Source organism: Streptomyces sp. ATLC9 (assembly GCF_057196705.1).
On sequence record NZ_JBXUOY010000160.1, the window covers coordinates 1 to 12,477 of the forward strand.

Consider the following 12,477-nt stretch of genomic DNA (forward strand, 5'->3'; position numbering starts at 1 on the left):
GGCGGCAGCGGCGGCCAGCAGAGTACCGGTCAGCGCGACGGCGAAGGTCACCAGGGGCGCGCCGCCCAGGGCGGCCAGCGGCAGGAACGGCGAGTCGGTGACGGCGAAGGCCAGCCGCCCCCAGGGGAAGCCGCCGAAGGGGATCCGGTCGCGCGCCCACTCCTGGGCGACCCACAGACAGGCTCCCCACAGTGGCCACAGCGGCAGCCGCGAGGTCGCGGCCAGCGCGGCGCCCATCGGCACGAAGAACAGCGACTCGACCAGGGACAGGCCGAGCACCGCGTCCCAGCCGATGACGTGGAGCCACTTGAGCAGCACGAAGAAGAACGGCAGACCCATGGCCAGACCGAGCCAGGCCCCCTGGCGGGCGGTACGCCCCCGGGTGAGGAGGGCGAGAGCGGCGAGAGCGGCGACCGACAGCGGCCACAGGCCGTAAGGGGGGAAGGCGGCGGCCAGGGCGGCACCGCTCGCCACCGCGCCCGCCGTACGCCACGCGCCCCGGCGCGCCGACCGGGCCAGGCGCACGGGCAGCCGGGGCCCGGCCGGGGCGGCCGGGCGGGGGGGCGGTGGTTCTTCCGGACGGTCGGCGGCCGCGCCGCCGGTCTCGGCATCGGCGGTGGTTTCGGGACCCGATGGCACGGTCGCGGCCTTTCTTGCAGCTCGTGCGGTGACGAGCCCGACCGTACAACGCCGGACGGCTCCCGTGGGGCCGGGGTGGAGGACGCGGGGTTCCTTACAGGGGCGGGCGGGCAGCCCCCGGCGGAAGGGGGCGGGGCGGGCGGGGCCTTCTCGGAATCGGGGCCCGGCGCCCTTCGGGCCGACCTGGGATCCGCTGGCTGCGGACCGGCCGAAAGTCGTTGTCTACTGAGCCTCCGGGCCCCCACCCGGGTCGCACCCGCCGATCAGCCGGGATCCCTCCGTCCCCGTGCCGCGGACGCTGGATCTGGCTCCCGGCCGTACGCCGGTGCGACGCACCGCCCATGACCCAGCTCGTTCGACGACTGCGCGCGGAGGATCCCCGGTCGGACATCCTGTGGTGGACCCGGCCGAACCTACCCGTCGACCGCCGCCGCCTGTCAACACCCTCACGACCTGCGGCGTTTCTCCAAAGCAGCAGGTCAGTGCCGAGCAGGCCGCCGTGAGGCGGCGGAGCGCGGGGCATCGTTCGGCGGTACGGCCCCGCCTCTCATCACCCGTTCGGGTGCTGGTAGACCGTCCGTCCCCCGACCACCGTCCGCAGGCAGACGGGCAGCGGACGGTCCGGGCCGAGGTCGGGCAGGCCCGGAGTGCCCGAGCGCGGGTCGGTGGACCAGGCGGCGATCCGGCCGTCGGGCACCTGCACCACCAGGTCGCCGGTGCGCCAGAGAGCGTAGTCGGCCGGGGCTCCGGGGACGAGGACACCGGCGTCGTCGCGGCCGATCGCCCGCCAGCCGCCGCGGGTGTGGGCGGTGAAGGCGGCACGGACGGAGATCCGGTGCTCGGGAGTGCGGTGGAAGGCGGCGGCGCGCAGGGTGCCCCAGGGGTCGAGCGGGGTGACGGGGCTGTCGGAGCCGAGCGCCAGGGGCACACCGGCGCGCAGCAGTGCGGCGTACGGGTTGAGGGTGCGGGCGCGTTCGCGGCCCAGGCGCCGGGCGTACATGCCCTCCTCGCCGCCCCAGGCCGCGTCGAAGGCAGGCTGGACGGAGGCGGTGAGGGCCAGTTCGGCGAAGGCCGCGACGGTGGCCCCGGTCAGCATCTCGGCGTGCTCGACACGGTGCCGTGCGGCGCGCACCCGTTCCAGGCCGACTCGCTCGGCGGCCGCGCGCACGCCCTCGGTGACGGCGGTGAGGGCGGCGTCGCCGATGGCGTGGAAGCCGGCCTGGATCCCGGCCTCGGTGCAGGCCGCGACGTGGGCGGCGACGGCGTCGGCGTCCAGGTGGCCGTTGCCGCGGTGGTCCGCGTCGGCGTACGGCTCGTGCAGGTGGGCGGTGTGGGAGCCCAGGGAGCCGTCGGCGAAGAGGTCGCCCGCGGCGCCGAGGGCTCCGAGTTCCCGCACCCGCCGCGCGTCCTCGGGCGAGGTGATGTGCTCGGCCCAGTAGCCGTGGACGCGGGGCCCGGGCTCGGCGGCGGCCAGCTCCAGCAGGCCGGTGAGGTCCTCCTCGCCCGAGATCTCCGGTCCCGCGCACTCGTGGAGGGTTCCGATGCCGCGGGAGGCCGCGTGGCGCAGGGCGGCGCGCTGGGCGTCGGTGCGCTGGGCGGGAGTGACGGAGGCGTGGGCGACGGCGCGCACCGCGTGGTGGGCGTCACCGGTCAGCGCGGCGTCGGGGGCGTAGCCGGGCAGCCGCGCGACACCGGGGACGAGGTCGAGCAGCGCGGTGGTGACCAGCGCCGAGTGGACGTCGACGCGGGTGAGGTAGAGGGGCCGCCGGCCTGCGGCCTCGTCGAGCTCGGCGCGGGAGGGGAGCCGCTGCCCGGGCCAGGCGGACGCGTCCCAGCCGTGGCCGAGCAGGACCCGGTCGCCGGGGCGGGCGCGGACGTGCTCCCGTACGCGGTCCAGGACCTCCGCCGGTGAGGCGGCGCCGGCCAGGTCGAGTCCGGTGAGCGCCAGGCCGGTCGCGGTGGCGTGGACGTGGGCGTCGGTGAAGGCCGGGGTGACGAGCGCGCCGTCGAGGTCGACCACCTCGTCGACGCCGTCGGCGAAGGAGTCCGCGGCCCCCTCCGAACCGACCCAGGCGATGCCGCCGCCGTCGACGACCATGGCGGTGGCGAAGGGGTCCGCGGGGCTGTGGACCTCGCCTCCGCGCAGGAGGACGGTGCGGGGGCGGTCGGGGTGGTCGAGAGGACCCGTGCTGTCGCTCATGGCTGCCAGTCTCCCCCTCCCCCGCCGCTCCCGGCCGCCGGGGTCACCCGTACGCGGCGGGCGCGGCCCTCACACGCGGGGCGGCCGGGCCTCGTAGGGGGTGGACAGCACGACGGTGGTGCGGGTGGAGACCCCGGCCAGGGAGCGGATGCGCGCCAGCAGGTGCTCCAGCTCGATGGGGGTGGCGACCCGGACCTTGAGGATGTAGTTCTCGTCGCCCGCGACGCTGTGGCAGGCCTCGATCTCGGGCACCTCGGCGAGCCGGTCGGCGATGTCGTCCGGTGCGCTGGGGTCGAACGGCTTGACCGAGATGAAGGCGGTCATGGGCAGCCCGACGGCCTCGGGGTCGACGACGGCCGCGTAGCCGCGGATGACACCGCGCTGCTCCAGTCTGCGGACGCGCTGGTGCACCGCCGAGGTCGACAGGCCGGTGGCCCTGCCCAGGTCGGTGTAGCTCATCCGCCCGTCACCGACGAGCAATTCCACGATGCGACGATCCAGCTCCTCCACGACAGGCAACCTACTGCGCCGGGCGCGCCACGGCACACCGGTCGGCCCTTCGGCGCCCCCGGGGCGCGGATGTGTGACGAACGCCACACCTGTGCTCCCGTGTCCGGGAGGGTGCGGAGATTACGGACGGACAACGGAGGGAAATGCTTGCTGTGGCCGGGGCTCCCTCGATCGGACGCCCGGCAGCCCGTCCAAGGGGGATTTGCATGCGCAAGGTGAAGTCGCTCCACGCCGGTCACCCGGACACCGAGGCCCACGAGGAGAGTGCCGAGGCCGACGAGGCCTATGAGACCTACGAGATCTTCCGGGTGGTCTGCCCGGACTGCGCACAGCCGATAGCACTGCTGGCGGACGAGGAGACCCTCCCCGAGCACGCCCTGTGCCCGACTCCGTGGAATCCCTTCGGCCTGACGGTGTGCCGGGGCTCGGGGCGTCCGGTCGAGGACGCCGGGCCCGAGGGACCGGAGCACGAGACCCGGGAGCGGGACGCCGCGACGCTGCTGACGCTGCCCGAGGGACTGCACTGGCGGATGCAGCCGTTCTCCCACGCGGGCGGCCCGGGTGCGCACCCGATGCGCGTCCCGCACGGGCGGCACCCGCGCCACTGACGGCCCGCGCCGCCCCGGCCGTTCCCGGCACCGCCTCGCCGAGGACCGCGGGAGGGTGGAGCGGGACCGGCCCGGGAGGACACGGACGCGCCGACGATCCGGCCGACGGCCCGTGTCCCGGGGGCCGTTCGGCGGCCCCCGGCGCCCTCAGCGGCTCTCGGGCCCCGTCAGGTGACGGGCGATGACCATCCGCTGGATCTGGTTGGTGCCCTCGACGATCTGCAGCACCTTGGCCTCCCGCATCAGGCGCTCGGCCGGGTAGTCGCGGGTGTAGCCGTAGCCGCCGAGCAGCTGTACGGCGTCGGTGGTGACCTTCATGGCCGTATCCGTGCAGAACAGCTTGGCCATCGCGGCCTGCCGGGCGAAGGGCTCCCCCGCGTCGCGCAGGCGCGCCGCGACCAGGTACAGCGCGCGTCCGGCCTCGATCTGGGTGGCCATGTCGGCCAGCATGAACCGCACGCCCTGGAAGTCGGAGACGGGGCGGCCGAACTGCTCGCGCCCGGCGGTGTAGGCCAGGGCCTCGTCGAGGGCGGCCTGGGCGAGGCCGATCGCGCAGGCGGCGATGCCGAGCCGGCCGGAGTTGAGGGCGTCCAGGGCGATGGCGAAACCCTGCCCCTCCTCGCCGATCCGGCGGCTGTCGGGAACGCGGACCCCGTCGAAGTGGACCTGGGCCGTCGGCGACCCGCCCATCCCCATCTTGCGCTCGGGGGCGGCCGCGCTGAGTCCCTCGGTGTCGCCGGGGACGAGGAAGGCGGTGATGCCGCGCGGCCCCTCCTTCCCGGTGCGGGCCATGACGGTGTAGAAGTCGGCGATGCCGCCGTGGGTGATCCACGCCTTGGTGCCGTCGAGCACCCAGTCGTCGCCGTCACGGACGGCGCGGGTGCGCAGCGCCGCGGCGTCGGAGCCGGAGGAGGGCTCGGACAGGCAGTACGCGCCCAGCAGCCCGCCGGCGAACATCGCCGGAAGGTGCTCGGCGCACTGCTCCTTGGAGCCGTAGTGGGCGAGCGCGTGGCAGGCGAGGGTGTGGACGCTGACGCCCAGACCCACGGTGAGCCGGGCCGCCGCCAGTTCCTCCAGGATCTGCAGGTACACCTCGTAGGGCTGCTCACCGCCGCCGAACTCCTCGCCGTAGGGCAGCGAGAGGAGGCCGGACTCCGACAGCAGGGTGAAGGTCCCGCGGGGGAAGCGGCCGCTCTCCTCCTCCTCGGCCGCGGCCGGCCGGATCTCGCGCTGGGCGAGTTCACGCACCAGGGTGAGGAGATCGCGGGCCTCCTCGGTGGGCATCCGGCGTTCCACCGGCTGGGGGCCGTACTGGGTCATCGCGGCGCTCTCCTCCCTGTCGGGGGCTGCGGCGGCGGGCGCTCGGGGTGGTGCGCCGCCACCGGGAAGTGGTGGTACCGGCCGATGCCGTCCCCCGGGTTACGAGAGTGGCTGACCAGCGGCTGTGGCGATTGGAGTATGCCCGATCGGCGGCACGGCGTCACCGCGGGACGAGGATCGCGGCCTGCGGTCACCCTCGGTTGTCGGTCCCCGCTGCCACACTCCACCGTATGCGGAACGGCCACGGCTCCGGGCTGAGGAGCGGACGGGAGCGGGAGTGCGCGGTGCGCTGGGCGGTGGCGGTGACCGCCGAGGGCACGGCCCTGCTGTGCCCGGTGGACGGACGGGGGCGTGCGGCGGGCCCGGTGGAGGCCGAGCCGGACGTGGCGCGGGCCGTGGCGGAGCGCACCGCGTCCGGCTCGGTCACCCGCTGGGTGTGGAGGTCGACGGGGCAGGTGTACCCGCGGCTGCTGGAGGCCGGGGTGCGGGTGGAGCGCTGCCATGACACCGAGGCGTGCGAGGCGCTGCTGCTGGGCCACGAGGGGCGGTGGGGCGAGCCGCGCTCACTGGCGGCGGCCTGGGCGCGGCTGCACCGGGCGCCGGTGCCGGACGACCCGCCGCTGCCCGCGGCCGACCAGCAGCCGTCGCTGTTCGCGCCGGGCCCGGTGCCGCTGCCGCGGGGCACGGACCCGCTCGCCGCCCTGCTGGAGGTGTACGCCGACCAGTTGCGGCGGGTGGAGGAGGCCGGGCACCCGGAGCGGATGCGGCTGCTGCTGGCGGCGGAGTCCGCGGGGACGCTGGTGGCGGCGGAGCTGAACCGCACGGGGGTGCCCTGGCGGGCGGACGTCCACCGGGAGCTGCTGCGTGAGCTGCTGGGCGAGAGCTATCCGGGCGGCGAGCCGGCCCGGCTGGCTCAGCTGGCCGAGGAGGTCTCGCGCGCCTTCGGACCGGGTGTGCGGGTGCGGCCCGACCTGCCGGCGGACGTGGTCAGGGCGTTCGCGCGGGCCGGGATCCGGCTGCCCTCGACACGGGCGTGGGAGCTGCGGAAGGTCGATCACCCGGCCGTTGCCCCGCTGCTGCGCTACAAGACGCTGTACCGGCTGCACACCGCGCACGGCCGGTCCTGGCTGCGCACCTGGGTGCGCGACGGGCGATTCCGTCCCGAGTACGTGCCCGGCGGCTCGGTCACGGGCCGCTGGACGAGCAACGGCGGAGGCGCGCTGCAGATCCCCAGGGTCGTACGGCGCGCGGTGATCGCCGACCCGGGCTGGCGGCTGGTGGTCGCCGACGCCGATCAGATGGAGCCCAGGGTGCTGGCCGCCGTCTCCCGCGACCGGGGGCTGATGGAGGTGGCCGGAAGCGGCCGGGACATGTACTCGGTGCTGTCGGACCGGGCGTTCGGCGGCGACCGGGACCGGGCCAAGCTGGCGCTGCTGGGCGCGGTGTACGGGCAGACCTCGGGAGACGGCCTGCGGCACCTGGCGGATCTGCGGCGCCGCTACCCGGCGGCGGTGGCGTACGTGGACGAGGCGGCACGCGCCGGCGAGGAGGGCCGGCTGGTGCGAACCTGGCTGGGCCGCACCTGTCCGCCCTCGGCCGCCGGGGACGCGGACTTCGGGGACGGCGGGATCGGCCCTCCCGAGGCGGACGCGCGGGGCCCGGCCGGCGGAGGCGCGGCCCGGGCCCGCGGACGGTTCACCCGCAACTTCGTGGTGCAGGGCAGCGGTGCCGACTGGATGCTGCTGGTGCTGGCCGCACTGCGGCAGTCCCTGGCCGGGACGCGCGCCGAACTGGTGTTCTTCCAGCACGACGAGGTGATCGTGCACTGCCCGGCACAGGAGGCGGGCGCGGTGGCGGACGCCGTCCGCGCGGCGGGCGGGCGGGCCGCCGTCGCGGCGTTCGGCGAGATCCCGGTGCGCTTCCCGTTCACCACGGCCGTGGTGGAGTGCTACGCGGACGCCAAGTGAGCGGGGGCCTTCGGGGGTCATCGCGGGGCACCGGGGTACACCGTCCTTCCCGGCCCCACCCGGCCTCTCCCTCTTCGATCCCCGTTTCCCGAGGAGTCGCACGATGAGCGACACGATGAGCGGCACCGCGCAGATCGGCGTCACCGGACTCGCCGTCATGGGCCGCAACCTGGCCCGCAACCTCGCCCGCCACGGCTACACCGTCGCCGTGCACAACCGCACGGGCGCCCGGACCAGGGCACTGGTGGAGGAGTTCGGCGGGGAGGGCGACTTCGTACCCGCCGGGACGCCGCGGGAGCTCGTCGCAGCGCTGGAGCGGCCGCGCCGCCTGGTCGTGATGGTCAAGGCGGGCGAGGCGACCGACGCCGTCGTCGGGGAGTTCGCGCCGCTGCTGGAGCCGGGCGACATCCTCGTCGACGGCGGCAACGCCCACTTCGCCGACACCCGCCGCCGTGAGGAGGCGCTGCGCGAGCGCGGCGTCCACTTCGTCGGCGCGGGGGTCTCCGGCGGCGAGGAGGGCGCCCTGCACGGGCCGAGCATCATGCCCGGCGGCTCGGACGAGGCGTACGCCGCGCTCGGCCCGCTGCTGGAGGACATCGCCGCCAAGGCCCCCGACGGCGCTCCCTGCACCGCGCACATCGGGCCCGACGGCGCCGGGCACTTCGTGAAGATGGTGCACAACGGCATCGAGTACGCCGACATGCAGCTCATCGCCGAGGCCTACGACCTGCTGCGCACCGTGGCCGGGTACACCCCGGCCCAGGTGGCCGAGGTCTTCCGCACCTGGAACACCGGGCGTCTGGACTCCTACCTCGTCGGGATCACCGCCGAGGTGCTGGCCCACGCCGACGCGGCCACCGGGCGGCCCTTCGTCGACGTCGTCGCCGACGCCGCCGAGCAGAAGGGCACCGGCCGCTGGACGGTGCAGACCGCCCTGGACCTGGGCGTGCCGGTCTCCGGCATCGCCGAGGCGGTCTTCGCCCGCTCCCTGTCCGGGCACACCGGCCTGCGCGAGGCCGCCGCCGGCCTGCCGGGCCCGCACCGGCCCCCACTGGGCGAGCGGGACGCAGCGCACTTCGCCGACCAGGTCGAACAGGCCCTGTACGCCTCGAAGATCACCTCCTACGCCCAGGGCTGGAACATGATGGGGGCGGCGAGCGAGGAGTACGGCTGGAACATCGGCCTGGGGACCGTGGCCGCCGTCTGGCGCGGCGGCTGCATCATCCGTGCCGCCTTCCTGGACCGGGTGCGCGCCGCGTACGCCGCGGACCCGGCGCTGCCCACACTGCTGGCCGACACGGAGTTCGCCGATGAGACCGGCGCCGCGCAGGAGGCGTGGCGGGCGGTGGTGGCCACCGCCGTCCGGTACGGCGTCCCCGTGCCGGGCCTCTCGGCGGCGCTGGCCTCGTACGACGCCCTGCGCGCAGGCCGGCTGCCCGCCGCCCTCACCCAGGCGCAGCGCGACTACTTCGGCGCCCACACCTACCGGCGCACCGACCGGCCCGGCACCTACCACACCCTGTGGGGCCGGGACCGCTCCGAGATCCGCACCGACGGCTGACCCCGGCGGTCGGGCGGTCAGAGGGCCCGGCTACCCGGCGGCCCGGCTTCCCGCTGAGGCGAGGAAGCCGGGCCGTCCGCCGAAGGGGTTGGTATGGACATGACTTCAAATCCCTTCTACGCTCTCCTGGACCAGACCTGAGAGCGCTCTCACGTCTCCGCTGTCCGACCCCACCTCGACCTCATCAGGTAGAGCCGACAGAAGGAGAACAACCGTCATGCGACGCAGGATCGGTGTGCGCGCGGGCCTGTCCGCGCTACTGGCGCTGGGCGCCCTGACCGCCACGGGGAGCGGGCTCGCCTCCGCCTCTCCCTCCCCCTCCCCGGCCGAGTCCCGGGCCGGCGCACCCGCACCGGAGCTGGTGGACGCCATGGAGCGCGACCTCGGGCTGACCGAGCGCCAGGCGCGGGAGCGGCTGCGGCAGGAGGCGACGGCCATGGAAGTGGCTCCCGGCGCCGAGCGGGCCGCGGGCTCCGCCTTCGCCGGCTCCTGGTTCGACGCCCGCACCGGCGACCTCGTCGTCGGCGTGACCGCCCCGGGCAGAGCCGCCGCCGTACGGGCCGCGGGCGCCGAGGCGCGGGTGGTCGAGCACAGCGCCGGGGAACTGGACGCCGCCAAGGAGCGGATCGACGCCCGGGCCGAGCGCGAGGCCGCGCCGGAGGGGGTGAGCGGCTGGTACGTCGACCCCCGGGCCAACAGCGTGGTGGTCGAGCTCGTGAAGGGCGCCGACGACGACCCCGCCGTGCGCGGCTTCCTGGCCGGCGCGCGGAAGGCCGGCCCCGTCGAGGTGCGCGAGAGCACCGGAGGGGCGCCGCGCACCTTCGCCGCCGGCGTCGTCGGCGGCGACCCGTACTACACCGGCAGCGCCCGCTGCTCCATCGGCTTCTCGGTGCACGGCGGCTTCGTGACCGCCGGACACTGCGGGCGGGCCGGCGCGTCGGTGCGCGGCTGGGACGGCTCCCAGATGGGCACCTTCCAGGGCTCGTCCTTCCCCGGCAACGACTACGCCTTCGTGAGGACCGGCCACGGCTGGTGGACCGTTCCGGTGGTGCTGGGCTGGGGGACGGTGCCCGACGTCCTGGTGCGCGGCTCGGCGGAGGCTCCGGTCGGCGCCTCGATCTGCCGCTCCGGCTCCACCACCCGCTGGCACTGCGGTCGGGTGCTGGCGAAGAACGAGACGGTCAACTACAGCCAGGGCGCCGTCCACCAGATGACCAAGACCAGCGTCTGCGCCGAGCCCGGCGACTCCGGCGGCTCGTTCGTCAGCGGCGACCAGGCCCAGGGCGTGACCTCGGGCGGCTGGGGCAACTGCTCCGGCGGCGGCGAGACGTGGTTCCAGCCGGTCAACGAGATCCTGTCGGTGTACGGCCTGACGCTGCACACCGCCTGACACCGTCCCCACCGTCCGTTCCCTGTGCGCCGCGCCCGGGAGTGCGCGGAGTGGGGGGGGCCCCGGCCCCCCCCCGGGGGGCCCCCCCCGCCGTCCTCCCGCCCCCGCCCCGGCCCCGACACCGGTCCGGTTCCACCGGCCGCCCGCCGGGGGCGGATCTGTGTTACGTTGGACCACGTTGCAGTTTTGGTACCCATGAACTTTGTGCGCGCCTGACGGTTTGTGACCTTCAGGCGCCTTTGTTTTTCCGGCTCTTCCGGCGGGGTCTCATTGCGGCGACACGGAAGTCCGCACAGTGCGGACTTCCTGCACTGCCCCTATCTGGAGGAGAGAAAAGTATGGCTACTGGCACCGTGAAGTGGTTCAACGCGGAAAAGGGTTTCGGTTTCATCCAGCAGGACGGCGGCGGCGCCGACGTCTTCGCGCACTACTCGAACATCGCCACCCAGGGCTTCCGCGAGCTCCACGAGGGCCAGAAGGTCACCTTCGACGTCACCCAGGGCCAGAAGGGCCCGCAGGCGGAGAACATCCTCCCCGCCTGACCCCGCCGCGTTCGGCGAACGCGACGCGCAGCACCACCAGCAGCCGGGGCCCGCACCACAGGGTGCGGGCCCCGGCTCGTGCCGCGTTCCGGCCCGCGGGCACACCGCCGCCCCGCCGCACGCCCCCTTCGCCACGTCTCGCCGGCCCGTCCGGCCGGTTTCTCCCGCGCAGCAGCGCGATCCGCTTTTCCACCGGCTCGTTCCCGCGACTCTCCGCCCGCTCACGCACCGCGGAGCCTCCCCGGCACGCGCCGCCCCGAGGAAGGTCCCACCCCGCGTGAACCAGAATTCCGGAACCCGTTCCACCCGCCCCGCCCGCCGCCGTCCCTCCCGCTCCCAGGCCCCCGCGCGACTCCCCGCGCAGAAGACGGCCCCCGGCCGCGGGAGCGCCACGCGCCGGGAGGAGCCCATGGCGCCGGCCGGCACCCCCGGGCTGCCCCCGGCCGCCTCGTTCGCCGAACTGGACATGCCCGCCCCGCTGCTGGAGACCCTGGGGCGCGAGGGCGTCACCGCGCCGTTCCCGATCCAGGCGGCCACCCTGCCCGACTCGCTCGGCGGCCGTGACGTCCTGGGCCGCGGACAGACCGGTTCGGGCAAGACCCTCGCCTTCGGTCTGGCGCTGCTCGCCCGCACCGCCGGGCACCGCGCCGAGTCGCGCCGCCCGCTGGCCCTGGTGCTCGTGCCCACCCGGGAACTGGCCCAGCAGGTCACCGACGCCCTCACCCCGTACGCGAAGGCGGTGCGGCTGCGGACGGCAACGGTCGTGGGCGGTCTGTCCATCGGCCGCCAGGCCGCCGCGCTCAGGAACGGCGCCGAGGTGGTCGTCGCCACCCCCGGCCGGCTCAGGGACCTGGTCGAGCGCGGCGACTGCCGGCTGGACCAGGTGCGCACCACCGTGCTGGACGAGGCCGACCAGATGGCCGACATGGGCTTTCTCCCGCAGGTCACCGCCCTGCTGGACCAGGTGCGCCCGGACGGCCAGCGGATGCTGTTCTCCGCCACCCTGGACCGCGACGTGGACCGGCTGGTGCGGCGCTTCCTGTCCGACCCGGTGGTCCACTCCGTGGATCCGCCGGCGGGCGCGGTCACCACGATGGAGCACCACATCCTGCGGGTGAGCACCGACGACAAGAACGCCGTCGCCACACGCATCGCCGCCCGCGACGGGCGCGTGATCATGTTCGTGCACACCAAGCGCGCCGTGGACCGGCTGGTCAGGAGACTGCTGGCCAGCGGGGTGCGCGCGGGCGCGCTGCACGGGGGCAAGTCGCAGAACCAGCGCAACCGCACGCTGGAGCAGTTCAAGGACGGGCAGGCCACGGTCCTGGTGGCCACCAACGTCGCCGCGCGCGGCATCCACGTCGACAACCTCGACCTGGTCGTCAACGTCGACCCGCCCGCCGACCACAAGGACTACCTGCACCGCGGCGGCCGTACCGCACGGGCCGGGGAGTCCGGCAGCGTCGTCACCCTGGTCACCCCCGAGCAGCGCCGCGAGGTCGACCGGATGGTGGCCGCCGCCGGTGTGTCGCCCCGGGTCACCCCGGTGCGCTCCACCGGTGAGGAACTCGTCCGGATCACCGGGGCGAAGGAGCCCTCCGGCGTTCCCGTGGTGCTCGCCGCGCCGCCCGTCGAGCGGGCGCAGCGTCCCCAGCGGCCCCGCGGAGGTTCTTCCGGCCGTGGCGGTTCCGCCGGCCGCGGCGGTGCGTCCGGCGCCTCCCGCGGGCGCCGGGGGCGCCC

At 75.3% G+C, this 12,477-nt stretch carries 9 protein-coding genes and 1 pseudogene; 6 read left to right on the forward strand and 4 right to left on the reverse strand.

All coding sequences use genetic code 11. The annotated features are described in order from the left end of the window. The 3 genes and pseudogenes from AC2CJA_RS17030 to AC2CJA_RS17040 form a co-directional block, all read right to left on the reverse strand. Nucleotides 1-639, reverse strand: a pseudogene (locus AC2CJA_RS17030) (apolipoprotein N-acyltransferase); the annotation flags it as partial. Between the two features lie 550 nt (nt 640-1,189). After that, nucleotides 1,190-2,839 (reverse strand): amidohydrolase, encoded by a 1,650-nt coding sequence (locus AC2CJA_RS17035; protein ID WP_484603543.1) that lies wholly within the window; start codon nt 2,837-2,839, stop codon nt 1,190-1,192. Between the two features lie 69 nt (nt 2,840-2,908). Next, a complete protein-coding gene (locus AC2CJA_RS17040; RefSeq protein WP_484603544.1) occupies nt 2,909-3,349 on the reverse strand; it encodes an Lrp/AsnC family transcriptional regulator in 441 nt (146 codons plus the stop codon). A 206-nt stretch (nt 3,350-3,555) separates the two neighbouring features. Between AC2CJA_RS17040 and AC2CJA_RS17045 the strand changes: the two genes are divergently transcribed. Then, nucleotides 3,556-3,957 (forward strand): hypothetical protein, encoded by a 402-nt coding sequence (locus AC2CJA_RS17045; RefSeq protein WP_484603545.1) that lies wholly within the window; start codon nt 3,556-3,558, stop codon nt 3,955-3,957. A gap of 147 nt (nt 3,958-4,104) precedes the next feature. Here the strand turns inward: AC2CJA_RS17045 and AC2CJA_RS17050 are convergent, their stop codons facing one another. Further along, nucleotides 4,105-5,277: an acyl-CoA dehydrogenase family protein gene (locus AC2CJA_RS17050; protein WP_484603546.1), complete on the reverse strand. Its 1,173-nt coding sequence runs from the start codon at nt 5,275-5,277 to the stop codon at nt 4,105-4,107. Nucleotides 5,278-5,507: 230 nt separating this feature from the next. Between AC2CJA_RS17050 and AC2CJA_RS17055 the strand changes: the two genes are divergently transcribed. The 5 genes from AC2CJA_RS17055 to AC2CJA_RS17075 form a co-directional block, all read left to right on the forward strand. Next, complete coding sequence (locus AC2CJA_RS17055; RefSeq protein WP_484603547.1) at nt 5,508-7,244, forward strand: bifunctional 3'-5' exonuclease/DNA polymerase; 1,737 nt, start codon at nt 5,508-5,510, stop codon at nt 7,242-7,244. A 115-nt stretch (nt 7,245-7,359) separates the two neighbouring features. Then, nucleotides 7,360-8,805 (forward strand): NADP-dependent phosphogluconate dehydrogenase, encoded by a 1,446-nt coding sequence (gene gndA / locus AC2CJA_RS17060; RefSeq protein ID WP_484603550.1) that lies wholly within the window; start codon nt 7,360-7,362, stop codon nt 8,803-8,805. A gap of 217 nt (nt 8,806-9,022) precedes the next feature. After that, a complete protein-coding gene (locus AC2CJA_RS17065) occupies nt 9,023-10,195 on the forward strand; it encodes a S1 family peptidase (protein ID WP_484603548.1) in 1,173 nt (390 codons plus the stop codon). Between the two features lie 338 nt (nt 10,196-10,533). Continuing rightward, nucleotides 10,534-10,737, forward strand: a complete 204-nt coding sequence (locus AC2CJA_RS17070; RefSeq protein ID WP_093656524.1) for a cold-shock protein — start codon at nt 10,534-10,536, stop codon at nt 10,735-10,737. Nucleotides 10,738-11,014: 277 nt separating this feature from the next. Further along, nucleotides 11,015-12,477, forward strand: a 1,463-nt coding sequence (locus AC2CJA_RS17075) for a DEAD/DEAH box helicase (RefSeq protein ID WP_484603549.1), incomplete at its 3' end; no start/stop codon positions are given.

Excerpts from the sequence above, each read along its gene's own strand:
- AC2CJA_RS17035 (WP_484603543.1), bottom strand. The coding sequence starts at position 2,839 with ATGAGCGACAGCACGGGTCCTCTCGACCACCCCGACCGCCCCCGCACC.
- AC2CJA_RS17045 (WP_484603545.1), top strand. The coding sequence starts at position 3,556 with ATGCGCAAGGTGAAGTCGCTCCACGCCGGTCACCCGGACACCGAGGCC.
- AC2CJA_RS17050 (WP_484603546.1), bottom strand. The coding sequence starts at position 5,277 with ATGACCCAGTACGGCCCCCAGCCGGTGGAACGCCGGATGCCCACCGAG.
- AC2CJA_RS17055 (WP_484603547.1), top strand. The coding sequence starts at position 5,508 with ATGCGGAACGGCCACGGCTCCGGGCTGAGGAGCGGACGGGAGCGGGAG.
- gndA (WP_484603550.1), top strand. The coding sequence starts at position 7,360 with ATGAGCGGCACCGCGCAGATCGGCGTCACCGGACTCGCCGTCATGGGC.
- AC2CJA_RS17065 (WP_484603548.1), top strand. The coding sequence starts at position 9,023 with ATGCGACGCAGGATCGGTGTGCGCGCGGGCCTGTCCGCGCTACTGGCG.
- AC2CJA_RS17070 (WP_093656524.1), top strand. The coding sequence starts at position 10,534 with ATGGCTACTGGCACCGTGAAGTGGTTCAACGCGGAAAAGGGTTTCGGT.